This is a genomic window from Devriesea agamarum (assembly GCF_900070355.1).
Taxonomy (GTDB): Bacteria; Actinomycetota; Actinomycetes; order Actinomycetales; family Dermabacteraceae; genus Devriesea; species Devriesea agamarum.
Genome location: NZ_LN849456.1, coordinates 2,525,891 through 2,548,551, shown reverse-complemented (window position 1 = coordinate 2,548,551; position 22,661 = coordinate 2,525,891). Strand labels below are relative to the sequence as shown.

Genomic DNA, 22,661 nt, shown 5'->3' with positions numbered 1-22,661 from the left:
GATCAGCTGGTAAGCCAATCGACTGCTGAGCCAGAGTGGAAATACGAGGTCAATAATGCACAAGGCCCCCGTTGCGTGTGTAACGGGGGCCTTGTGCTGTGCACAGTGAAGAAGGAACTCAGCGCTTGGAGTACTGCGGTGCCTTGCGGGCCTTCTTCAAACCGGCCTTCTTCCGCTCGATGACGCGGGCGTCACGTGTGAGGAATCCGGCCTTCTTCAGGGTCGGACGGTTGTTGTCCACGTCGATTTCGTTCAGCGCACGGGCAACACCCAAGCGCAGAGCACCGGCCTGGCCGGATACGCCGCCGCCGCTGATGCGGGCGACGACGTCGAAACGGCCCTGCAGGTCGAGAACCTTGAAGGGCTCTCCAACGATCTGCTGGTGGACCTTGTTCGGGAAGTACTCCTCCAGGGAGCGCCCGTTGATCTTCCATTCACCCGATCCGGGGATCAGGCGGACGCGGGCGACGGCTTCCTTACGGCGTCCGGTTCCGGCGCCGGGTGCGGTGATGGACGACCCGCGGCCAACGACGACCTCCTCGACCGACTCGGTCGTGTAGCTCGTCGGCGCGTCGTCGACATCAATGTCTTCGGTGGTGGTGGTCTCTGCCACGATTCTCCTCAGATGTCTCTACGTGTGGTCTCAGCGGAGCACGGGCCGGGCCCGTTACTGCGCCACCTGGTCGATGGTGAACGCGACAGGCTTCTGCGCCGCGTGCGGGTGCTCCGGGCCGGCGTAGACCTTGAGCTTCTTGAGCTGCTGGGCCGCGAGGGAGTTCTTGGGCAGCATGCCCTTGACAGCCTTCTCGATAGCCCGGTCGGGGCGCTTCTCAAGCAGTTCGGAGTACTTCGTGGAGCGCAGACCACCGGGGTATCCGGAGTGGCGGTAAGCCAGCTTGGTCTCGCGCTTGTTGCCAGTCAGGGCAACCTTCTCAGCGTTGATGATGATGACGAAGTCGCCTGCATCCACGTGGGGTGCGAAGACCGGCTTGTGCTTGCCCCGCAGCAAAGTTGCAGCCTGGGAAGCGAGCCGGCCGAGGACGACATCCGTTGCGTCGATGACGTACCAAGAACGCTCGACATCGTCGGCCTTCGGGGTGAACGTACGCACTCGTGCCTTCTTCTCTCGTCGGGTGCCTTGTGCCCGTGCGCCGATGCGCCCGGTCTGCAAAGCACGGTTCGATGGACCGTGGACACGCTTCCTTCGGCAAAAGCATGACCGTGTACAGGGGTTGCGCCCAGGCCTGCCCCATTCGGGGATCGGTTGCGTGTGAGGACCCGCAGGCTGACGGTGTGAGAGACGGCAGCATTCCGGGTGCGCAACAGGGCACAACGACCTCAAAGGTTACGGGGCAATGACGCTCCGGTCAATGGGTCCCAGCGGCTAAACGAGCGCGCGACCTGCAATTCTGCTTGTCAGACGGGTCTTGCCATAAAACCCTGGAAAAAAATGTGTCCGACTCCACGCAGTGTCTATGTCAATGGGTAGTTTTCAGCGTTGACCAGAGCGGTTCATATCGTCGTATCAGTTGGGCCACGTCGGGTGCGCGCAGCTCGTACTTGATCCGCCAACATCCCCACCGGCGGATAGACAACGCTTTCCAAGGTCAAGCCCGTGGCCGGCGCCATGGGGGCTGCCCCTGAGGACTCCCGTGTGCAGGCTTCTAGCAGTTCCCTCGGCCAGGACACCGGGCGCCGCCCCTCCCCCACGGCGAGCGCAGCCCCCACCAGGGACCGCACCATGTGGTGACAAAACGCGTCGGCTCGAACCGTTGCCACCACCAGCCCGGCGTCGGCATGTCCCTCATGGGGTCGCTCCCAGAACAGGTCGATCAGTGTCCGAATAGTGCTAGCCCCCTCACGAGGCCGACAGAACGACAAAAAATCGTGTTCGCCGAGAAGGGCTTGGGCACTGTTCTGCATTGCCTCGACGTCGAGCGGGCGGCGATGCCACAGCACATCGCGCCGCATCGGATCGCGACGCTCTACCCGGTCACAAATCCGGTACCGGTAGGTCCGATGTAAAGCCGCGAACCGCGCGTCGAACTCGTCGGGAACTCTCCGAGCCCGCTGCACCGCAATATCCGCGGGAAGCAGCGCAATCAGGCGTCCAAGCAGCGCATCGCCGGGAGTCCGGTCGGAGCGACCGGGCAACGCTTCCCACGCCTCAGGGTCAACATCCAGGTGAGCGACCTGCCCTCGCGCGTGGACCCCGGCATCCGTCCGCCCCGCCACCGTCACGCTGACCTCGCTGCGCATCACGGTGCTGAGCGCGGCCTCGAGGGCACCTTGCACGGTTCGTTGCCCCGGCTGGCGCGCCCAACCGTGGAAAGCTGTTCCGTCGTAGGCGAGGTCGAGGCGGACGCGATAAGACATATCGAGATCGTAGTGGCAAGATGCCCAGTCCGATGAGCGCGCGGACCGCTACTCTTTCCCTGTGACTACCAGCCCCCTGAGTATTCTCGTCATCGGATCCGGAGGGCGTGAACACGCCATTGTGCGCGCGTTCGCCCGCGAAAACCCCACCCCCGACATTCATGTCGCCCCGGGTAACCCCGGGATGAGCGACCCGTCCACGTGCCACGGCCAGACCGTGACCCGCCACAACGTGTCTGTGAACGACCGAAACGGACTGATCGCTCTGGCTCGGGAACTACAACCCGGCCTGATCGTCATCGGACCCGAAGCCCCGCTGGTCGCTGGAATCGCCGATGATCTGCGGGCCGATGGGCACCCAGTGTTCGGCCCGAGCGCAGCCGCGGCCCGGTTAGAAGGCTCAAAGTCATTCGCCAAAGAGGTGATGCGCAGTGCCGGTGTGCCGACGGCAAGCGCCGTGGTGTGCACCGCCCTCGATGAGGTGGACGCTGGTCTGGACACGGTGAATCCACCCGGGGAGCAGTCCGCCGATAGGGCAACGTCTCCCGATCTGGTGGCAGATCCCGGCGCAGGTCAAGACCCCCATCTAGACACCGTTCCCTATACGGCAGCTATTCCCTATGTGGTTAAGGCCGATGGTCTCGCCGCCGGTAAGGGGGTGGTGGTGACCCCCAACCGGGATGAGGCACTCGCCCACGCCCGGACCTGCCTTGCTGAGCCCGGCAGTTCGGTGCTGCTCGAAGAATTCCTCGACGGCCCCGAACTGTCCCTGTTCTGTATTTGCGACGGTGAGGACGTCATTCCGTTAGCGCCCGCCCAGGATTTCAAACGGGCCTTCACCAACAATGAAGGCCCCAACACCGGGGGTATGGGGGCGTATTCGCCGCTTCCATGGGCCCCGTCCGAACTCGTTGACGAGGTCGTCGAACGCGTAGCCCGGCCGACTCTGCGCGACATGGTGCGCCGTGGCACCCCGTTTAGTGGTCTGCTGTTCATCGGTCTTGCGCTCACCTCGCGCGGTGTGCGGGTGGTCGAGTTCAACGTGCGCTTTGGCGACCCGGAAACCCAGGTGGTCCTGGAACGACTGCGCACCCCGCTGTCTAGCGTGTTGCTGGCCGCGGCCACCGGAACCCTCGACCGGGTGGGACCGCTGGAATGGAGCGAGGACGCAGCAGTGGCGGTGGTTCTCGCTGCCGACGGCTACCCAGGCACGCCGCGCACCGGAGACCCGATCACGGGCCTTGACCGCGTTCCAGCCACCGGCGCCCATGTTCTGCACGCGGGAACATCGTGCCATCAGGACGGACAGCTGATCTCCGCCGGGGGCCGGGTGCTGTGCACGGTCGGCACGGGAGTCGATCTGGCGTCGGCGCGAAAGGTCGCCTACGCCGGGCTTCGCGAGGTTTCACTGCCGGGTGCGCATTTCCGCACCGATATTGCTCTTGCAGCATCCCAGGTAGCATCCCGACCCGGGTCCCGGTCCGCAGCCTCCGAGGACGGTGAGTCATGAGCGTGCCGACACTTCCCGGCTGGGATCACGTCGCCTCAGGCAAAGTCCGCGAGCTGTATGTACGCACTGGCGAGGACCCAGCGTCAGCTCACGACGTGTTGATGGTTGCCACCGACCGCATCAGCGCGTTCGACCATGTGTTGAGTCCCGAGATCCCGGACAAGGGCCGGATTCTCACCGCGATCAGTCTGTTCTGGTTTGAACAGCTGGCCGATATCGTCCCGCACCATGTGATTTCATCCGATCAGGTGCCCGCTGAGGTCGCAGGGCGCGCGCTGCTGTGCCGAGGGCTGGATATGGTGCCTATCGAATGCGTGGTGCGCGGATACCTCACCGGATCGGGGCTAGCCGACTATCAGCGCGATGGCGCCGTCGGTGGGCATTTACTGCCTGCCGGTTTGGTCGATGCGTCCCCGCTCCCGCAGCCCCTGTTTACTCCGGCGACCAAAGCTGAGCAGGGCGAGCACGATGAGAACATCACGGTGGCGCAGGCACGAGACCTGATCGGCGAGCGCCTTGGGACCGACCTGGAATACCTCACTATCGAGATCTACCGTCGTGCACAAGCCATCGCCTCGGAGCGGGGATTAATCATCGCGGACACCAAACTGGAGTTTGGGCACAGCCGGCTCGACGGGACGCTGACGCTCGGCGACGAAGTGCTCACGCCTGATTCCTCACGGTTTTGGGACCGCGCCGATTATCGGGTCGGGTCTGCTCCGCCGAGCATGGACAAGCAGGTGCTGCGGTCGTGGCTGAATAGTCCGGCCTCCGGTTGGGACCGGCGAAGCGATACTGCCCCGCCGGTCTTGCCATCCGAAGTCGTTGATCGCACCCGTGCCCGCTACGTTGAGGCGTATGAGCGTTTGACTGGAACCCGGTTCTAGTTAAGCGATTCTGACCGGGAGCTGGCTCTAGTCGAGCCTCGATGGCCGAGCGTCAAGTTCAGCTGAGGCTCGACGCTGGGCCCACCCGCTCAGTGAGACCGCAGGCGATGCGGTTTAGAAGTCGATACCACCCACGTCAGAACGAATGGTGACCGTTTGAGAGGTCGGCCAGTCCAGGATTTCGGTTCCAGCCGGGGCGTGGGCGATCAGCTGGCGCATGTACATCGCACGACCCTGCGGTGTCAAAAGACCATCGTGCACCGGCAGAAACCGCTTGGGACGAGCTGCCCGCACGAACTCGATGGTCTCGGATAGGTTGCTCCACGGGGCCATTAACGGCGCGGCGAGAACATCGACCCCGGTCCATTCGGACAGCACATCGAGACTGTCACCGGTGATTCCCAACCGGGGTTCACCCGGTGCCGTCACTACTAAACCGACGTTGGCCACCCGCGGGATATCGGAGTGAATCACCGCATGCTGGCCGCCGATGGCGTTAATGCGAATATCTCCAGGCAGGTGCACCTCGTGTCCCGGGGGAAGCGCCTCAATATTCCGCTCCGCTTTTCCAAGCGTGCGAGCGGTCTCAGGGTCGGCTAATAGCCGGGCAGACGGATTGCGCAGCACCACCCGGTCAATGAGATCCGGGTCAGCATGGTCGGCATGTCCATGGGTAAGCAGCACCGCAGAAAGGCCCGTCAGGCTGCCGACCACGGGGTCGGAGAAATTGCCTGGATCCACGAGCAACTGTTTCCCGGCGAGGCTGACACTCATGCACGAATGGCGGTAATGGCGAATCTTCACGGCAGGCCCTTTTCCTCGTCGTAAGCCCCCATCTTCGGGGTGTATTACCAATCTAGTGCCCACAGCGGACTGCGTCATCACCACCTGCCATTTCACTCTAGAATGGTGCGCGTCATCTGCCGCCCGCGCACCGACCCCGAGGGAGAGCACATGGGACGCGTTGTCGTCGACGTCATGCCGAAGCCCGAGATTTTAGACCCTCAAGGTAAGGCGGTCGCCGGGGCGCTGCCCCGGCTTGGACTGCACGGATTTACCGGTGTGCGCCAAGGTAAGCGCTTCGAGCTTGAGGTGGAGGGCGAGGTGACCGAGGAGGTCCTGGCCCGCGCCGCTGAGGCCGCCCGAATTCTTTTGTCCAACCCGGTCATCGAAGATGTGGTGTCCGTTCGCGCCGCAGAGAAGGACGCCTGATGCGGATCGGCGTCGTCACGTTCCCCGGATCCCTGGATGATCGGGATGCGTTGCGCGCGATTCGTGTGGCCGGGGCGCAGCCGGTGTCGCTGTGGCATGCCGACGGCAATCTGCATGGCGTCGATGCGGTGGTTCTTCCCGGCGGATTCTCTTACGGCGACTATTTGCGCGCCGGAGCGATCAGTCGGTTTGCTCCGGTCATGGAAACGGTGGCCGATGCGGCCCGCGGCGGAATGCCGGTGCTCGGGATCTGTAACGGATTTCAAATTCTCACCGAAACGCATCTGCTGCCTGGCGCCATGATCAAGAATGCTCACCGCACCTTCATCTGCCGCGACCAGCCGTTGCGCGTGGAGAACAACCGGACGGCATGGACCTCTGATTTCGAGGCCGGTCAGGTGATTCGGATTCCGCTGAAGAACCAGGATGGCCAGTTTGTGTGCGACCAGCGCACCGCTGATGAGCTGGAGGCTGAGGGACGGATCGTCTTCCGTTACGTGTCGGGGGCGGTGGGTGGCCCGGCGGGTACCGAGGTGAATCCCAACGGCTCCGTGCGTGACATCGCGGGGATTACGAATGCCGCAGGCAATGTGGTCGGGTTGATGCCGCATCCGGAGCATGCCGTCGAGGTCGGTTTCGGTCCTGACGAGCCCGGGCAGGGCACTCGCACTGGAACCGATGGCCTGGCATTTTTTACCTCGGTCATCTCGGCGTTCGCGGCCTAGGCTGACTACCCTTAGCCGGGGTCGGCCTGACCTTGTCGGGGTTGGCGTGCATCCAGTCGGGGTCGGCGTGCATCCGGTCGGGCTCGGCCTACCCGTAGTTGGATTCGGCTCGCACCCAGTCGGGCTTGACTCGGGCCTAACCGGGGTCGATCTGTCTCTAGTCGGGGTCGGCGAAATCTAGCCGGTCGAGGTCGAGCTGTGCGGTCATTGCGCCGGTAATCCGCAGTCCACGCGTGACAAATAGGTGCCATAGATTGCTGATGATGGTTGTCATGCGGCTACTGTTGATGATCAAATGATCATATGCAACGGTCATCTCGACATAAGACGATCATTCGCGCGTTGGGTACACAACCCGTATCAGTCGACGCACTAGTCCAGCTCACCGGCGCCTCCGCAATCACCATCCGCCGAGACCTCGCCGACCTCGCAGGTCACGGCCTGCTGCGCCGCATCCACGGAGGGGCAGTAGCTGTCAATTTGCGCGGAACCCCGCAGCCATACGCCTTACGCGCCGCAGAACACGCGGACGACAAAGAGTCAATCGCTCGCCTCGTCGCCTCCCTCATCCACGACGACATGTCGATCATCCTCGACAACGGCTCCACCACCGTCGCGATCGCGCACGCACTCGTCGGCAAACCCCTGACCGCACTTTGCCTCTCCCTGCGCTCAGCCGTTCCCCTCGGCGAATCAGAGGCCGCCACCGTCATAACCCCCGGCGGACAGATCAAACCCGGGAGCCTGCGCACCACCGCCAGCGAATCCATCGCCGCACTCAAGGACTTCCGGGCCGACGTCGCCATTATCGGAACCTGTTCCGCCACCCCAAGCAACGGCCTCACGGTCACCACCCACGAAGACGCAAAAGTCAAACAAGCAATCATCGCCTCCTCGGCCCACGTGATTTTGGCTGCGACCGGCGACAAACTTTCCCGCACCTCAAGCTTCCGCTTCGCCGACCTCGACGACATTAACGACCTCGTCACCACCGCCGACGCCCCCGAATCTGCGCTCGACGAATTCCGCACCGCCGGGGTCATAGTTCATATCGCCGACTAAAAACACATAGCTGATACGGAAAGGACTACCCCGTGAAGATGCGGCCGACGACCTCCTCTAGCCTCCAAGACCTGGTATTTCGCCTAGTTACCACCGTGGCTGTCTTCTTACTGCTCGCGGGAGGCGCGGTCTGGTTATATTCCGCCATCACCGACAGGAGTCTGGGCGATGTCTTGGTTTCGCTGTGGATTCCGTTAACAGTGGCCTTCGTGGTTATCATCGCGGCTGCGATTCGAGGAGATAGGCAGAAAAGTAACCGGCGGCGCTCACCGTCGCGATAACTCAATCAATGACAGCCAATGCGTCAGTTTTAGGAGCAGCGGTGCACAGGGCGCAGTTGATCGACGTGCCGGAGCTGGTCCGCAGGTCGTACGTAACCTTGGCATCGGCGGCTCATAGGGCGTAATTGATCGGCCTGCCCTGCCAGAGCTAGGCCGGAAGTCGTACACAAAATCCGTAAGCAGCGCCACCGGTTCTTAGCAGGACGAACCTGAGATGCCCTTGGTGCCGTCAGCAAGGACATCTCAGCCACCCACGAGTCCCAGCAAGGCTAATCAGCGCAATCGGTCGATGTACTCTGCGGCGGATATTGGGCCGTCATCGTTGAAGGCCCCCTCAGGGTAGGTACCTCTGCGGGCAGCTTCGATCACTTGTTCCGGCGCAAAGGGCTCGTCAACCGGTGCCGATCGCAGCATGGCAAGCAAAGCAGGGACATCATATTTGGTGAGCTCCTTCGCTTCATCAAGCGTAAACGGTCCGTCGACAGGAAACCGGCGGAGCAGACGTGCGGTAACCCCTGCCTGTTCGAGAAGTTCGATATCTGCGGGCGAGAGCGGCTCGTCAATGGGATACATGACGCAAGTTTTGCACAGGCGGACCAGCTTTTAATCCATCGACCGGCTTTACCCTGCGGAGTGTTTTACGTGGAGGTAGGAGGATCTTTCGACGACGTGCCGTGCGCGATCTGACAATGCAGCAGGCCTCGATGGTTCTTGGTGCTTTGATGACGCACGCAAAAGAGGTCACACCAAGGCAGCGGCACTGTTCGCGCCCCCTTTGACCTCGGCAATACTGCGGCTATATCGTCGCGAGAAGGACGCCTGAACTATCCCTTCTTTATCCCGTTCGGAGACCCCAATGATGCGAGCTATCCGATGCACAACCACGCTGATATCGGCGAGCGCCCGCTACAAAACGCCCCGTCCGACAGCCATCCAGCGCCTGACATCACCCGTCGGCTGAGGGCGGTGAGTACCGTTGGTTTCCAACTCTCATCCTGCCACTGCGTCAATACGGCTCGAGCAGACGATGCGGCTCATGCTCGAGCAGGTGAGCGTCACCTACTCCGGTTTCTCGTTGGAGATACCAAAACTTACCGTCACATGCGGCGTCACTCTGCTAGCTGGTCCGAATGGGGCAGGGAAAACTACGCTGCTGCATTCTTTAGCCGGTCTGATTCGCAAAGCCAAGGGACGTATCACCCTCAATGGTGCGCCGTTGCAGGCTGAAAACCTCGGCATGCTGCCCCAAAACCCCACGCTGCCCCGCGACCTCACTCCCGTCGAGGTCCTGCGATACACCGCCTGGCTTCATAGGGACAGGTCAAACGCCACAATCGGTCAGGCCCGAACTCTCCTCGAACGTTTCGACCTCGCAGAATACGCGGAGCGGCCCTGCCGGAAGCTCTCGGGCGGCACCATCCGACGCCTCGCCATATGCTGCGCCATCGCACACTCCCCGCAGGTCGTCCTCCTAGATGAACCGACCAACGATCTCGACCCGATCCAGCGTCGCAGCATTTTGTCGATGATCCACGAGCTCGGACAGGAACGAATCGTTATCGTCTCCTCCCATGCATTAGCGGATCTGAGCTCCGTCACTGATGACCTCATTCTTTTGCGTGAGGGCACGTCGCTTTTCCACGGATCTGTTCAGGAGTTCCGCACCGCCTATCAGGCATCGGCCGACGATGATCTCGACGAGGTGTTTATCGCTGCGATGTCGAGTCCCCTACCGAACCCGAAGGCCATCCCATGAACATCTCGAGTCGACTCGTGAGTGTTTTGAGGGCCGCCTCATGAGAGACAGACCGTTAACAGTCGGGCCGATGAGAATCAGACTTCCCCACCTCGCATGTCTTGCCGTCCTCGTCTCCGGTGCCCTCCGGATGCGGGAGGACACCTCGTGGATAGGAGATTGGAACGACACAGGTCAGAGCATCGGTGTAACCGCTCTCCTGTGCGGATTGCTGGCCTCCCTATTGATCTGCCTCGACGCACAGCGCAATGGACGAGCACTGCACCAGCTGCGCCAATACGCACCGGGCTGGCGCGGTTCGCTTCACGCGATGTGGCAGGTGATCTGCTGGCCATTAGCCGGGTGGGTCATCCTCGCACTCACTGCCTATGCGATAACCCTGGCGGTCAACCCCCGGCCTTCGCACCCTTCCGCATGGCCTGCGATCGCGTCGCTGGCGTTCTTCTGCTGCCAAGTGTTCGCGGGACATCTCCTTGGCCGCATCTGGCATCCGGCATTCGCCTTTCCTACGCTGGTAATCCTCGGCTTCCTTGCCCCCGTCATTGGCGCTGCTTTCGACCCTTCAATCTTCACCAACTTCAGCGTTTCTCCGGGCATTTCTATGCCACTCCCTTTAATGCCGGCGCATCGGTTCTATATTGGGCAGGTTTTCTTCTTCATCTCCCTTGCCATACTTTTAGCCGTTGCGGGATGTCTCATATCCCGCTCCCGGAGAACCATCACAACGTTAAGTGCACTGTCCGCCATAATCGGAGCGATATTGCTGGTCACCGGGCCCATTGAACGAGCGAACACCATCAAAGACTCCACGGCTATGAGCTGTCAGAGCACTGGGCACACTGAGGTGTGTGTCTTCACCGACCACGAGCGTTTTCTTCCCGCTCTGCTCAACGGCGCAGAGAAAGTGGAAAAGGTTCTTCCAACATCGGCTAGGCCAGCTCGTTACGTCGAATTAGGGTTAAAGTCTCAGGCCAATGACGCAGAGCTTCCCACGTCAGATATTGCTGCTTATCCCGCCCAGATGCTCGCTTTAGCCGCATCTGGGCGGGAAACCTGCGATCACCTGGTTAAATTTCAGCGTTTCGACTGGCTTTCTTTCCGCTTGGGCTGGACCCCCACCCCCGACGATTCTTTGGGCAATCTGCCCTCAAAGAGCGTGGAAGACCAGCTCGCCTGGTGGCACCACGGATTGGGGGCGGGATGCTGACCGACCATCTACCGAGTAGCCAGGGACCGAAAGACCGACTGCCAAAGGCCCGGACCTCGGACAAGCGCCTGCCAGGTGCCAGAATGCTGTGGTTGCGCGTACACCGTCCGATGCTTCATGGGCTGGCCTTCCTCGTGGCCGCGGGAATCTGCGTCGCGATTTCGTCCTTCCCGGTTCCCGCTGCACCGCCGGATCCCCTCAGCGCTAAGCGGGACCACCTAGCCTACGGCTACCTGTACCTACCACTGCTCACCCTCCCGATTATCAGCTCGTTCTTACAGTCGCCCATGCGCTGGGTGGAACGTTTAAACCCTCGTCGCTGTGCAGCAATCGATGCTGGGATTCTCGGTATCGTCGCGGTCTGTAGCAGCGCGGCCGCCCTCCTCACTGGACTCCTCTCCGGTGACCCTGGGGCCTGGGTGGTGGCGCTGACTAACATGTTCGCCGTGATTGCCCTGCTTGGGGTATGCACGCATCTGCTGAGCGCGGCATGGGCATGGCTGATCCCATTCGTCTACGCGGCCCTGGGAATTATGCTGAGCTCCAATCCGATTCTGCTGATCAACCGCATCGAATCCCTGCCGCGCCTCATCGTCAGTGCCGCGGTACTGATCGTCGTGATCGCGCTCAGCGGGCTGGGAGTCCTGCGGCGGCGCAACTAGCTGCCCCCAGAACGAACTAGTCGCCACATCGAGCGAACCGCCAGCACCGCCTCGATGCCGAGCATCTATTCAGCGGTCATATGCACCCTTCTCAGCGCCCGCGCACACCCTACACGGCGGTGGCGCGCAGCACGGTGAAGCGACGGTCCCGAGCTAACTGATCCACCGGACCCACTCGACGCTCCATCTCCATCCGGTAGCGCAGGTGCGAATTGTGTACCACCCAGAGCTCGCCACCCGGACGCAGAACCCGCGCGCAGGCGTCGAACAAAGCCTGGATCTGACCGGGAACAATCGCATACCCCTGATGGAACGGCGGGTTGAGCACAATGAGATCCGCCGACGCATCACGTTCCTGGGACAGCGAATGGTCCCAACGCACGTGAATACCCTCCCGCTCAAGACCGCTCGCTGCCAGAGTGGCCCGGGTGGACGACACCGCGTCGAGGTCGTCGTCGCTGCCAATAATCTCTGCGTCCGGTAGGAGCCGTGCCAATTCGGCGGTGAGTAAACCGTTGCCACAACCAAAATCGATGGCGCGTTCCACCCGGTTCACCGGGTGGCCCGACGGTGCCTTGCGAAAACTCCGACGCAGAGTCTCAAGCAGAAGCACACTGCCAGCATCGGCTTTTGCGCTACCAAAGACGCCACCGATACCGCGCAGCTCGATCCCGTTCCACTGGCCTTGGGTAGGCTGCGGCGCACGCCCTGGGGCCGCGCCCCGGATGGTTTGGAGCGTCTCCTGAATGGTTTGGAGCGTCTGGGGAACCTCGCGATTGTCCTTCGCCCACTCGCTGCTTACCGCCGACGCCTCGCCTGCCTCAGGCATATGTGGCGATGGGCCTTGCGCGCCATGCGCCAATGGGCCTTGCGCGCCATGCGCCAATGGGCCTTGCGCGACGAGGCATCGCGCTTTCTTCAGGCCACGGGTGGCGTGCACCCGTTCAAACCCCCGACTCAGTACCTCATTCTGAGAAAGGTTCATATGTTTAATTCGGCCACCCGCGACGATGGCTGAGCATCCGTGATGTGCCGCCGAATACACGGTTCGTTCCAAAGCCGCGAGTGTCTTTGGCAGTCGCATCAATAGCATCGACACATTGTGCGTCGCCATCAGTTCGCCGAGGTCAACCGGGGTATTGGGGTCCAGACCCGCAATCTTCAGCTGGGCGTGCGCTCGCTCATCCAATGCACCCGCTGTGATAGCAGCGTCCACGCTTTCGCGCACGGCGAGCGCCGCCGACTGGGAGGCGCACCACACCACCACATTGCGATCTAGACCAGCAGACGCGGCATCATAGCCTGTGTCACCTGGGCCGACACTCCCTGGACTGGCACTCTCTGGACTGGTATTCCCTCGGTCGGCGTTCTCTAAGCAGGAATTGGCTAGGTCGGCGTTCTCTAAGCAGGAATTGGCTGGGTTGGCGTTCCTTGGATCGGCATTCGCTGAGACGGTCACTCGGCGAAGCGTGGCTAGGGTGAGCGCACCATGCGCGTCGTCGATAATCAGCACATCACCGTCACGCTCACATAACCCCTCATCCTCCGCCGTGGACAGAATCAGACGGTCCGTGTCGTCGGCCAAGACGGCATCGACGGGCAGGCGAGCAGGCCCAGGGGCAAGGTATGCGGTGAGGTCATCGAGCATGCTGGCAGTGTATCGGCGGCGGGGCACACCTTGACGCCGACCGGCGCCCACCACGCGCTCACCATGACACTGCGCGACGACTAAACGTGGGTTTGATGAGTCAGCCCCGTTTTCATAACGATGCGCCCTTTAGTGAGTTTGAGGAGTCAGCGAGGTTTTAACGTCACCCTGGGTAACGGTGGCGCAGGAATCGGATCCGGGGTATCTAGTGCAAACGGTCCGAAGAACGAGGGGTCGCAACTGAATGATTCACCGTGCAGGAGATCGTGGGGCTGCGGCTCCCTTCGCCTGTAGCGGCGTTCGTACTGGCGTTCCTTCGCCTCATCGAGATGCTCGCGCGGCCCGTGCCTATCGCTTAAGGCCTCAGCCCGATCATCGCTCGTGCCATACCGACGATCACGTGCCCCGTCGGTGTCGCTATGCGCCCCGGGGCGATCACCTGATGTCCCGCGCCGGTGATCACGCACAAGAGGACCGCTATCAAAGATAAAACCAGCCTCATCCAACGGCACACAGCACTCGTCATCGTCGTCGATGTGGTCCTCGCACACGGTTTCCCAGCGGGTCGGTTTCTGCTGGACCATGGTGGACGAGGTCGCGCTGCCTGGTCTGTCACCGGGATGCAATCGTTCAACATCGGGATGTAATCGTTCATCACCGGGATGCAGCTGTTCTCGCCGGGCGCGTCGCCCCAGATGCGTCATATCGCCATGCTCTGGCGATAAGGGGGAACCCGGAGCCGCCAGAGCACGGGACGGTACCTCACGAGGACCATCCGACGATGTTGAAGCAAGGGCCTGCGGCGTCAGCGGGAAGGACGCCTCCGCGAGCGGAAGGTTCGAGGGCCTGAGCGCAGGCCCAGAGGGCGATGCCTTGCCCGGGTCGATGTTCTCATCATCATTGGCCCCGATTGCCGTGTGCCACGCCTGACGCAAGCTCACGATCTCACCGTGGCTACGACCAATAAAGTTCCACCACATGAGGATCTGCTCGCCGAGCGGTTCTCCCCCGAGCAGTAACAGCCGAACAGAACTGCGCCCTGCCTTCAACCGAACTTTGGAGGCTCCGGGCCACAGTACGAGCACTTTGCCCGCGTCCGCTGTGACCCCACCCAGGGGCCGCGCAAAGTTGCGGGCGTTCAATGCGTCGACATCACCAGTCATATCGAGCTCAAGAACACCCAGCATTTCGCGCAGCACCGACGTCCCGTTTGTTCCCGGTATCACGACGGACAGATCGCCGTGGTCGACGTAGATCGCGTGGTCCCATCCAGGCACGAGGTCTAGTTCGACCGCGGTACCCGGTTCCAGAGCAACCTCGGCTAAAACCGTGCCCCGAGGGGTATTCACTGGACTCGCTTCAGCGAATATCCGCTGCTGACTACCCGAGCCGACCCGACCGCACACACTGCCTAGCGCGGCCCGCAGGCTCACCCCGCAGAGAGCACGCTGAGGCGCCTCGTACAGCTGAAAGGACGGCGGGGCGCAGCGTGCCGTCTCTGGCAGTGCCAGCCACAGCCGGATACCGCGCAGGATCGTGGCGTCTGCCACCGAAAATTCGGAGTGCGACATGCCGCGGCCAGCGAACATAAAGCTCATGGCTCCCGGCTGTACGAGAACATGATGTCCAAGCGAGTCCCGGTGGGTGATCGCTCCATCGAAGAGCCAGCTGACATGTGCGAGCCCGGTGTGAGGATGCCGTGGCAGACCCACCCCACCTCGACGGTGCATGCCTCTGGTTTCAAACGCATCCAGCAGACACCAGGAACCGATCATGGTTCGGCGGCGGCAGGGCAGAAACTGCCGCACAGATAACCCGTGTTCTTCTTCCCCGGGTGGAAGCAGTTTTCCAGTCAGGGTGATTGGTGAGCCTGGTGGGTCGGCATGTCCGTCAAGCCCATGGGCGTGCGGGTCAAACCTCTCGCGATGTCTTTCGGACCCGTCGGCGCGGCGAGCAGAGCCCTCGACGCGTCGAGCAGGCTCAAGAGATGGCGCTGGCCTTGTCGAGGCTCCTGCGGCAAAGGAGGTTCCTAAATGCATGCTCGCCATCGAGCCGTGGGTTGAGGGGGTGTTCATATGGGTTTGAAAAGGCAAAACCTCGACGCCGTGATCCGAGAACGTAGACGCAACGGGGTAGCGCGCCCTTCGACCCCGACGAGGGCGCGAAGGACACGGGGCCGTTGCGTCGTAGTCCGGGTCCGTGCTCACCCGGCAAGTTTACGAAGCATCACCCACTGTCGTCACAGCGCCTACAAAATGGCGACGTGCCGGTGAGTTTCCACAAACAGGACGCCAGCCGACATAATCGGTAACCCCCGGGCGGTCCCGGAATGCCAGGTCAACGGTTGCCGGTAACTTAACGGGCGCTTCAAAATCTACGTCCCACCTGAGCGGTTTACTCATATCGGGGCGCGCAGCCGTCAGCGCACGGGATGCCGTATACATCCCGTGGGCGATTGCTCGATCGAAACCGAAAAGGCGTGCGGTGGGGGCCGATAAATGGATGGGATTCACATCCCCGGAGACCTCCGCATAACGACGTCCGGTCTCCGGGCCGAGACGCCAGCGGGCTGTGGCCTCCGGCGGGGTGAACGACGCTGCTGATCTTGCGGCCCGTCGACCCGGTGTCAAAGCAGCCGTCGTCAACCCTGACGTGATCTGACGAGCCGCCGCCCCGCGCGACAGATACGTGGAGACGTCGGTGGCAATAATGTCGCGCCCGCTATGCAAGGTGGTGACCGCTTCAAAGGTGGCCCCTTTGGGATGCGGGGTGAGGTTTTGCACGCCGCATTCGACGTCCACGGTTTCACCGAACCGTAAGGGGCGGTGTTGCAGAACCGAGTTTCGCATATGGATCAGCCCCAGCAGAGGCACCGGGAAAGTGGGCGAGGCCATTAGGGCGAGGGAGACGGGGAATGCGAGTACGTGCAAAATCCCGGGGTGCACCACATCGGTTGCAACCCCGCCGACTAAATGATCAAACGCCGCCGCGCGGGCCGGGTCGATCCGAACTTTTCGCACTCGATAACGCACCTGCGGTAGCTGCCGGTGCCGATGGCGGCGCAGCGATCTGCTGAGCGCCGCAGCGTATACGGCAGCGAACGAGGGAACATCGCTGAGGTCACGAACCTGCATCACTTACCCACCAGACTTTGGCCGCAAACCCTCAAGGTTTGCCCTTGGATTCCGGCGGCAGCCGGGGAGGCGAAAAAGGCAACGGCTTCAGCTACATCCACAGGAAGCCCTCCCTGGTGCAGGGAGTTCGCACGCCGCGCCATCTGACGGGTGAGCACGGGCATCCGGGCCGTCATCATGGTTTCGATAAAACCAGGTGCGACGGCGTTCGCGGTTCCGCCGTGTTCGGCGAGCTGGGGCGCCAGGGCGGCGACCATGGCGATTACGCCTGCTTTGGCGGCGGCATAGTTGGTTTGTCCCCGGTTTCCGGCGATGCCGCTGGTGGAGGCGAGGCAGACAATCCGCGGGTCGGGGGCCGTCTGTTCGGAGGCGAGCAGCGCATCGTCGAGGGCCAGCTCTGCCGCAATGTTGACGTCGATGACCGGATCCCAGCGTTCTTCTGTCATGGCGGCGAACATGCGGTCGCGGGTAATCCCGGCATTGTGCACGACGATGTCCAGGCGCAGGTCGCGGTCGGCGAGGGCATGAACTAGCCGTTTAGGCGCATTGTCAGCCGTAATATCCAGTTGAATGGGGACGGCATGCAATTCGTTGGCGAGGTTCGCGAGGTCGCTTCCGGCGCCGGGTATATCGAGGATGACTAGTCGGGCTCCGTCGTGCGCTAAGACCCGCGCAATGGAGGCGCCGATTCCGCGGGCCGCGCCGGTCACCAGTGCGGTGGTCCCGGTCAAGGGCTTATCCCAATCGTCCGGGATTCGTCCGCCAGCGGAGGTTACAGGGAGGAACTGTCCACTGACGTAGGCCGAGCGCGCGGAGAGGAAAAAGCGTAGGGCACTGAGCACACCGGGAGCTTTGACGTCAACCCCCGACCCCAGTTGAATCCCGTTGACCGTGGACCCCGCGCGCATTTCGTGGGCGAGGGAGCGCATGAACCCTTCGACGGCCCCGCGCGCCGCGTCGCGGGCGACATCCTTCCCGTCGGGGATCCGCGAGAGCGTCACAATGCGGGCACCCGGGCTCAGCGCCCGCAGCATGTTCGCCGCGGGTAAGACCTGCGGTCCGAGTTCACTGGGATGGTTGAGATCGTCGAGGACGATAACGATCGCGCCGATGCGACGCAAACCCTCGGGGCGGCGTCTGACGTCGGCGTTCCAGGACAGCAGTGTCTGGGCTAGGTGGTCGGCGGTTGGCCCAGCCCCGAGGATCACAACCGGGGATAGGACGGCTTCGGGGCGGTCGGCGCGTCGCGCAAGCGTAGCGGGTTGTGGCAGGGAGAGAGTTTTCGCCAGGCCCGCTCCCAGTCTGCTCTCCACTAGCTTGGCGTACGTATCCGAGGTGCTGTCTGTTCCTAGAGCTGCCGCGGAGTTCGCGATAGAACGAGCCCCCGGATTGTGCGATCGTGAGTCTCGGTTTTTCGATGAAGACGGCATGGTTTTTCCGATCTGTCGGGCGGCCATTTCACAGTACGGGATAGCGCGACGTTCGCGCGGTCAGCGGCGGCAAAGCAACACCACGGCTATGACGGGTCCGATTCGAGCAAGGCGACCACACCCTGCCCTCCGGCAGCGCACACCGAGATCAGACCGCGGGCAGTCTTGCCCGTCTGACGAGCGCACTGGTTCAGCTCTTTAGCCAGCGTGGCGACGATGCGACCGCCGGTGGCTGCGAAGGGGTGGCCTGCGGCGAGCGATGATCCGTGAACATTGAGCCGTTCTCGGTTCACCGTGCCGAATGCTTGCCTCAATCCCAGCCGGTCACGGCAGAACTCCTCGGATTCCCAGGCGGCTAGCGTCGCTAGCACAGTGGAGGCGAACGCTTCATGGATTTCGATGCGGTCGAGGTCGTCTAGGCCCAGGCCGTGGGCGGTCAGCAGCGCAGGCACGGCGTAGGCGGGCGCCATGAGCAAGCCTTCGTCCCCGTGAAGGAAGTCAACTGCGGCGGTACGCGCGTCTACGAAACGCGCCAGAACTGGAAGGTTTCGCTCTGCCGCCCAGTCGGGGGTGCCCAGCAGCACGGCAGACGCGCCGTCGGTCAGGGGGGTGGAGTTTCCTGCGGTCATGGTGCCGTCTGCCCCTCCGAATGCCACTTTCAACCGGGCAAGGTTTTTCATGGTGGAGTTCGGGCGCAGGTTTTCGTCGCGGCTGAGCCCTTGATACCCAGTGAGGAGGTCGTCGAAGAATCCGCTGTCGTAAGCGGCGGCGAGTCGCGCGTGCGAGGTCAGGGCGAAGGCGTCTTGGTCTTCGCGGCTGATGTTCCAGCGGCTGGTAGTCAGTGCCTGATGCTGGCCCATGCTCAGTCCCGTACGCGGTTCAGCAGCCTGGGGGGCGACGGGGGCGAGGTCTTTGGGTCTGATCATTTTGAGGAGGGCGATGCGCTGGCTGAGGGTGCGGGCGCGGTTTAACCGATGCAGTAGCCGACGCAGCCGGTCGGAGACCACGATGGGTGCATCGGAGGCTGAGTCGACTCCTCCGGCAACGCCATTATCGATTTGTCCCAGCCGGATTTTATTCGCAATATAGTTGACCGCTTCGAGCCCGGTTGCGCAGGCTTTTTGCAGGTCAATAGCGGGTGTCTGCGGTGCAAGTGCTGATCCGAGCACGCATTCACGGGTGAGGTTGAAGTCTTTGGAGTGTTTGAGAACAGCGCCGCCAGCGACTTCGCCGAGCTGGGCGCCTTGAAGTCCGAATCGGGCGACGAGCCCGTCCAGAGCGGCGGTGAAAAGATCTTGGTTGGTGGCGTGGGCGTAGGCACCTCCGTGTCGGGCGAACGGTAGGCGGTTGCCGCCAATGATGACGGCGTCACGGACGGTGCTCGGCGATTTGGTCTGCGTCACGGTGTGGCACTCCTCGTTGAGGGAAATTTTCGCGAAACCATTACCTGGAACCGCGAGTACTTGATACTTTAGGTTTCGTGAACATCGACGCGCAAGCCCTTCGCACTAAAACCGCCCCACCGGCACCCTCGACGCCCTCCGCGTCAACGTCGGCTGGACGGCCATTGTCGCGCCCCATATCGGCAGCGGTGGCAGCGCTTATCGACGTCACAAACACCACCGATCACACCACCACAACCTCTGCCCCTCATACCGACAAGAAGGGCCCATCCTCTGCGTCAGCTGGCGGCCACACTGATGGCCGTACTTCCCGCTGGGTTCGACACCGGGAAGAACGTCGGGCGGCTCTTTTGGACGTGGCCCGGCATGTCATCCACGAAAAAGGCCCGGACGTGACGATGGAGGACATCGCGGCAGCCTCAGGCACCTCGAAATCCATCGTCTACCGCTATTTCTCCGACAAAGCCCAACTCCAACGAGCCATCGGCCTGCACATCCTCACGGCAATGCACCGGCGGCTCCTGCATGAAATGGCGCAGGTTGAGGGCACACTGCCCACCCTGAGTGCCGATGATTCTGCACCGATTACCCCTTCGTCTGACACCGATAACACCCGCCGGACCACCCCCTCCCCATATCCCCATGACGGCGGCGAAGCTCGCATCCGCGCCATGGTCGGCGCATATATCGCAACCGCAAGTTCCTCACCGCACGTCTACCAGTTCATTACCCGTCCCAGTGACGGACTGAACCATTTCCTCCAGTCAGTCAGCCGCCTGATCGCCGCATCCGTCCACACCGAGCTCGATGCCGAGCGCACCCGGGCCTGGGCTACCGGCGTAGTTGGCTTCGTCCAAGCGTCAGTCGACTGGTGGATGCGAACCGAAACCCACCTCACAGCCGAAGATCTCACCGATGACATCGTCGGCTGGCTCATGAAGGGACTACCAACATGACCACTCAACGACCGAATGGCACGAGTCACCTGTCATACATCACCAGCCCCCTGTCTAGCCTCTCGGCGCCACTCAATCGCTTGCGCAACGCCGTCCCCCAGCTCGGTCCAAAAATCCCCCACGTCGATGCAAACCCGTCCGAGCTGAGCTCCGAGAAATCCACGGATTCAGCCCGAGCAGACATTGACATCCTGCGCACGATGCTGCTCGGGTCCTGGCCGGAAGTGCGCCGTACCGCGCGCGAACGCGTCAAACGCCCTGAGCTCCACCGTAAAGACGACCTCAGCGTCGCCGAACACCGAGCACGGGTGCTCGAACAGCTTCATCTTCTCGCCCGCGACGGAGTCTCCCGCATCATGCTGCCCGAATATTTGGGCGGGGCCAACGACCACGGTGCGAATCTCGCCGGGTTTGAAGAACTTGTGCTCGCCGACCCGTCGCTGCAAATTAAAGCGGGGGTCCAGTGGGGACTGTTCACGGCCGCTATCTTGCAGCTGGGCACCGAAGATCAGCACCGGCGCTGGGTCGAAGACGCCATGACTCTGACCACCCCGGGCGCTTTTGCGATGACTGAAACGGGCCATGGTTCGGATGTCTCCGCGCTCGGAACCACCGCCACCTACGATGAGTCTGCCGACGAGTGGGTGATCACCACCCCCTTCACCGCCGCGCGTAAGGACTACCTAGGAAATGCGGCGCTGCACGCCAAAGCGGCCACTGTCTTTGCCCGGCTCATCACCCGTGGCATCGACCACGGAGTGCACTGCTTCTACGTGCCAATCCGCGATGACGAGGGGAACTTCCTACCCGGCGTGAACGGCGACGATGACGGTCCCAAAGGCGGGTTAAACGGTATCGACAATGGACGGTTGTGGTTTGACCAGGTCCGAGTACCGCGTACCAATCTGCTCAACCGCTATGGGGACGTCGCCCCGGACGGCACCTACACCTCCCCCATCGCCTCACCCGGGCGACGCTTCTTCACCATGCTCAGCACCCTGGTTCAAGGCCGTGTATCCCTCGATGGCGCCGCAAACCGTGCCACCCAGTTAGCGCTAGCCATCGCCCTCACCTATGCCTCCCAGCGGCGACAGTTCGGCGTCGGTGAGGGTGACGAAACAGTTCTGCTGGACTATCAGGCGCACCTGGACCGCCTCGTGCCCAAACTTGCAGCCACCTACGCCGGAGCATTCGCCCACGACGAACTGCTGATCGGATTCGACGAGGTCTTCTCCGGTCGCGGCGACACCCCGGAAGCGAGGGAAAACCTCGAAACCCTAGCGGCAGCGCTCAAACCCACCTCGACCCGGCTGGCGCTGGACACCATCCAGGAATGCCGAGAAGCCTGCGGCGGACAGGGTTTCCTCGCGGAAAACCGGCTGACTTCACTGCACCACGATCTGGATGTCTACGCCACCTTTGAAGGCGATAACACGGTGCTCTTGCAGCTCGTGGCTAAGCGTCTGCTCGCGGATTATTCGGCGGAGCTTCGCTCGGTTGCCGGGCTCGGGGTCGGGAAGTACCTCGCGTCGAGGGCTGAAACTCTCTCCCGTCGGCACACACCGTTTCATCGCCTCATGCAAACCGCTGTGGACGCTGGTTCGGTTAAACGCTCTGCTATCACCATGCGCCACGCCGACTTCCAAGAAGCGATGCTCACCGAGCGGGCCCGGCTCACCGTCGAAGAACTCGCGCTGGCCCTGCGCCCAGCCACCAAGCTCAGCCCGGATAAGGCGGCGGCTCTGGTCAACCGTCACCAGCTCGAAATGCTGGATGCCGCCCGGGCGTATGCGGATTTGGTGCGGTGGAAAGCCTTTACGAACGCCTTACACGAGGTGAAAGATCCCGGCACCCACAAAACGTTAAAGCGTCTAAGGGATCTGTTCGGGCTCACGCTGATTGAAAACGAGCTGTCCTGGTATCTGCTCAACGGCCTATTGTCCGCCCAGCGTGGCCGCACGCTGCGGGGATATATCAACCGGTTGCTGTGGAAGCTGCGGCCCCATGTCATGGACTTGGTCGCGGGTTTTGACTTCGCTCCTGAACACCTGCGGGCGCCTATCGCTCTGGGCGAGGAAAAGCAACGTCAGGAGGAAGCCGCGGCCTGGCACCGTCGTGAACGGGCACGCTCAAACGCGCCGGTCAGTGAGAAAGTCCTGGCGCGAGAGGCCCGGCGAACCGCTCGCGGATAACGCGCTGTCGTGGGGCGGGACTGATTACTCGGCCGAAGCCGACGGGTCGGCGCTAGATCACATCCGCACTTAGGCCGCGATCACGCGTCGACGCGTGAGCACAGCCTCCACCAACAAACTGCTTCCTACCTCTTCTAAGGCTCCTACAAGCATCATAATCCCGGCATACATGATATTACCGAAACCGCCGTGGATAACACCTTCAGAAATCCACCCATCG

20 protein-coding genes are annotated in these 22,661 nt (G+C 62.3%); 10 read left to right on the top strand and 10 right to left on the bottom strand.

The features are described 5' to 3' along the window. Positions 1–118 precede the first annotated feature (118 nt). From rpsI to truA, 3 genes are all read right to left on the bottom strand, one after another. The gene (gene rpsI, locus BN1724_RS10760) at positions 119–613 is read right to left on the bottom strand and encodes a 30S ribosomal protein S9 (protein ID WP_058235368.1); all 495 of its coding nucleotides are present in this window, start codon (positions 611–613) and stop codon (positions 119–121) included. A 54-nt stretch (positions 614–667) separates the two neighbouring features. After that, on the bottom strand, positions 668–1,111 hold the full coding sequence (rplM, locus tag BN1724_RS10755; protein ID WP_058235367.1) for a 50S ribosomal protein L13: 444 nt from the start codon (positions 1,109–1,111) through the stop codon (positions 668–670). A 401-nt stretch (positions 1,112–1,512) separates the two neighbouring features. After that, on the bottom strand, positions 1,513–2,376 hold the full coding sequence (gene truA / locus BN1724_RS10750; RefSeq protein WP_058235366.1) for a tRNA pseudouridine(38-40) synthase TruA: 864 nt from the start codon (positions 2,374–2,376) through the stop codon (positions 1,513–1,515). A 61-nt stretch (positions 2,377–2,437) separates the two neighbouring features. Here truA and purD point away from each other — a divergent pair, with 61 nt between their 5' ends. Beyond that, positions 2,438–3,886: a phosphoribosylamine--glycine ligase gene (purD, locus tag BN1724_RS10745; RefSeq protein ID WP_407919306.1), complete on the top strand. Its 1,449-nt coding sequence runs from the start codon at positions 2,438–2,440 to the stop codon at positions 3,884–3,886. Next, positions 3,883–4,773 carry a phosphoribosylaminoimidazolesuccinocarboxamide synthase gene (locus BN1724_RS10740; protein WP_058235365.1) on the top strand — a complete coding sequence of 297 codons (891 nt, stop codon included), beginning with the start codon at positions 3,883–3,885 and terminating at the stop codon, positions 4,771–4,773. The genes purD and BN1724_RS10740 overlap by 4 nt, the downstream gene beginning before the upstream one ends. Before the next feature lie 114 nt (positions 4,774–4,887). On the opposite strand, the gene BN1724_RS10735 is transcribed toward BN1724_RS10740, so the two are convergent. Then, positions 4,888–5,655 (bottom strand): MBL fold metallo-hydrolase, encoded by a 768-nt coding sequence (locus tag BN1724_RS10735; protein WP_407919305.1) that lies wholly within the window; start codon positions 5,653–5,655, stop codon positions 4,888–4,890. A 72-nt stretch (positions 5,656–5,727) separates the two neighbouring features. Here BN1724_RS10735 and purS point away from each other — a divergent pair, with 72 nt between their 5' ends. From purS to BN1724_RS10720, 3 genes are all read left to right on the top strand, one after another. Further along, complete coding sequence (gene purS, locus BN1724_RS10730) at positions 5,728–5,985, top strand: phosphoribosylformylglycinamidine synthase subunit PurS (RefSeq protein WP_058235962.1); 258 nt, start codon at positions 5,728–5,730, stop codon at positions 5,983–5,985. Next, entirely contained in the window at positions 5,985–6,710 is a 726-nt protein-coding gene (gene purQ / locus BN1724_RS10725; RefSeq protein WP_058235363.1) for a phosphoribosylformylglycinamidine synthase subunit PurQ, read from the top strand. Before purS ends, purQ begins: the two co-directional genes overlap by 1 nt. A gap of 303 nt (positions 6,711–7,013) precedes the next feature. After that, positions 7,014–7,772, top strand: coding sequence for a DeoR/GlpR family DNA-binding transcription regulator (locus BN1724_RS10720; protein ID WP_058235362.1), 759 nt, complete (start codon positions 7,014–7,016; stop codon positions 7,770–7,772). Positions 7,773–8,326: 554 nt separating this feature from the next. Here BN1724_RS10720 and BN1724_RS10710 read toward each other — a convergent pair. After that, a complete protein-coding gene (locus tag BN1724_RS10710; RefSeq protein ID WP_058235360.1) occupies positions 8,327–8,626 on the bottom strand; it encodes a hypothetical protein in 300 nt (99 codons plus the stop codon). Positions 8,627–9,089: 463 nt separating this feature from the next. Here BN1724_RS10710 and BN1724_RS10705 point away from each other — a divergent pair, with 463 nt between their 5' ends. From BN1724_RS10705 to BN1724_RS10695, 3 genes are all read left to right on the top strand, one after another. Then, positions 9,090–9,809: an ABC transporter ATP-binding protein gene (locus BN1724_RS10705; protein WP_172797119.1), complete on the top strand. Its 720-nt coding sequence runs from the start codon at positions 9,090–9,092 to the stop codon at positions 9,807–9,809. A gap of 70 nt (positions 9,810–9,879) precedes the next feature. After that, on the top strand, positions 9,880–11,016 hold the full coding sequence (locus BN1724_RS10700; protein ID WP_157085869.1) for a hypothetical protein: 1,137 nt from the start codon (positions 9,880–9,882) through the stop codon (positions 11,014–11,016). After that, positions 11,010–11,678 (top strand): hypothetical protein, encoded by a 669-nt coding sequence (locus BN1724_RS10695; protein WP_172797118.1) that lies wholly within the window; start codon positions 11,010–11,012, stop codon positions 11,676–11,678. The genes BN1724_RS10700 and BN1724_RS10695 overlap by 7 nt, the downstream gene beginning before the upstream one ends. Before the next feature lie 109 nt (positions 11,679–11,787). Here the strand turns inward: BN1724_RS10695 and BN1724_RS12995 are convergent, their stop codons facing one another. The 5 genes from BN1724_RS12995 to BN1724_RS10670 all read right to left on the bottom strand — a co-directional run bounded on the left by BN1724_RS12995 (position 11,788) and on the right by BN1724_RS10670 (position 19,293). After that, positions 11,788–13,326: a class I SAM-dependent methyltransferase gene (locus BN1724_RS12995; RefSeq protein ID WP_231928233.1), complete on the bottom strand. Its 1,539-nt coding sequence runs from the start codon at positions 13,324–13,326 to the stop codon at positions 11,788–11,790. 146 nt (positions 13,327–13,472) lie between these two features. Next, the gene (locus tag BN1724_RS13505) at positions 13,473–15,533 is read right to left on the bottom strand and encodes a pirin family protein (RefSeq protein ID WP_157085867.1); all 2,061 of its coding nucleotides are present in this window, start codon (positions 15,531–15,533) and stop codon (positions 13,473–13,475) included. A 9-nt stretch (positions 15,534–15,542) separates the two neighbouring features. Continuing rightward, the gene (locus BN1724_RS10680; protein ID WP_058235354.1) at positions 15,543–16,460 is read right to left on the bottom strand and encodes a MaoC family dehydratase; all 918 of its coding nucleotides are present in this window, start codon (positions 16,458–16,460) and stop codon (positions 15,543–15,545) included. After that, positions 16,460–17,890, bottom strand: a complete 1,431-nt coding sequence (locus tag BN1724_RS10675; protein ID WP_084253163.1) for a 3-oxoacyl-ACP reductase — start codon at positions 17,888–17,890, stop codon at positions 16,460–16,462. Before BN1724_RS10675 ends, BN1724_RS10680 begins: the two co-directional genes overlap by 1 nt. Positions 17,891–17,976: 86 nt before the next feature. After that, complete coding sequence (locus BN1724_RS10670) at positions 17,977–19,293, bottom strand: acetyl-CoA C-acetyltransferase (RefSeq protein ID WP_058235353.1); 1,317 nt, start codon at positions 19,291–19,293, stop codon at positions 17,977–17,979. A 77-nt stretch (positions 19,294–19,370) separates the two neighbouring features. Here BN1724_RS10670 and BN1724_RS10665 point away from each other — a divergent pair, with 77 nt between their 5' ends. Both BN1724_RS10665 and BN1724_RS10660 read left to right on the top strand, forming a co-directional pair. Continuing rightward, complete coding sequence (locus BN1724_RS10665) at positions 19,371–20,249, top strand: TetR/AcrR family transcriptional regulator (RefSeq protein WP_231928232.1); 879 nt, start codon at positions 19,371–19,373, stop codon at positions 20,247–20,249. Beyond that, positions 20,246–22,441 (top strand): acyl-CoA dehydrogenase family protein, encoded by a 2,196-nt coding sequence (locus BN1724_RS10660; RefSeq protein ID WP_084252990.1) that lies wholly within the window; start codon positions 20,246–20,248, stop codon positions 22,439–22,441. Before BN1724_RS10665 ends, BN1724_RS10660 begins: the two co-directional genes overlap by 4 nt. The last annotated feature ends 220 nt before the right edge of the window (positions 22,442–22,661 follow it).

What these genes read in the sequence shown, in the direction of transcription:
- truA (WP_058235366.1), bottom strand. Translation starts at nt 2,376, where the DNA reads ATGTCTTATCGCGTCCGCCTCGACCTCGCCTACGACGGAACAGCTTTC.
- BN1724_RS10740 (WP_058235365.1), top strand. Translation starts at nt 3,883, where the DNA reads ATGAGCGTGCCGACACTTCCCGGCTGGGATCACGTCGCCTCAGGCAAA.
- BN1724_RS10735 (WP_407919305.1), bottom strand. Translation starts at nt 5,655, where the DNA reads ATGACGCAGTCCGCTGTGGGCACTAGATTGGTAATACACCCCGAAGAT.
- purS (WP_058235962.1), top strand. Translation starts at nt 5,728, where the DNA reads ATGGGACGCGTTGTCGTCGACGTCATGCCGAAGCCCGAGATTTTAGAC.
- purQ (WP_058235363.1), top strand. Translation starts at nt 5,985, where the DNA reads ATGCGGATCGGCGTCGTCACGTTCCCCGGATCCCTGGATGATCGGGAT.
- BN1724_RS10720 (WP_058235362.1), top strand. Translation starts at nt 7,014, where the DNA reads ATGCAACGGTCATCTCGACATAAGACGATCATTCGCGCGTTGGGTACA.
- BN1724_RS10710 (WP_058235360.1), bottom strand. Translation starts at nt 8,626, where the DNA reads ATGTATCCCATTGACGAGCCGCTCTCGCCCGCAGATATCGAACTTCTC.
- BN1724_RS10705 (WP_172797119.1), top strand. Translation starts at nt 9,090, where the DNA reads ATGCTCGAGCAGGTGAGCGTCACCTACTCCGGTTTCTCGTTGGAGATA.
- BN1724_RS10700 (WP_157085869.1), top strand. Translation starts at nt 9,880, where the DNA reads ATGAGAATCAGACTTCCCCACCTCGCATGTCTTGCCGTCCTCGTCTCC.
- BN1724_RS10695 (WP_172797118.1), top strand. Translation starts at nt 11,010, where the DNA reads ATGCTGACCGACCATCTACCGAGTAGCCAGGGACCGAAAGACCGACTG.
- BN1724_RS12995 (WP_231928233.1), bottom strand. Translation starts at nt 13,326, where the DNA reads ATGCTCGATGACCTCACCGCATACCTTGCCCCTGGGCCTGCTCGCCTG.
- BN1724_RS10680 (WP_058235354.1), bottom strand. Translation starts at nt 16,460, where the DNA reads ATGCAGGTTCGTGACCTCAGCGATGTTCCCTCGTTCGCTGCCGTATAC.
- BN1724_RS10675 (WP_084253163.1), bottom strand. Translation starts at nt 17,890, where the DNA reads ATGCCGTCTTCATCGAAAAACCGAGACTCACGATCGCACAATCCGGGG.
- BN1724_RS10660 (WP_084252990.1), top strand. Translation starts at nt 20,246, where the DNA reads ATGACCACTCAACGACCGAATGGCACGAGTCACCTGTCATACATCACC.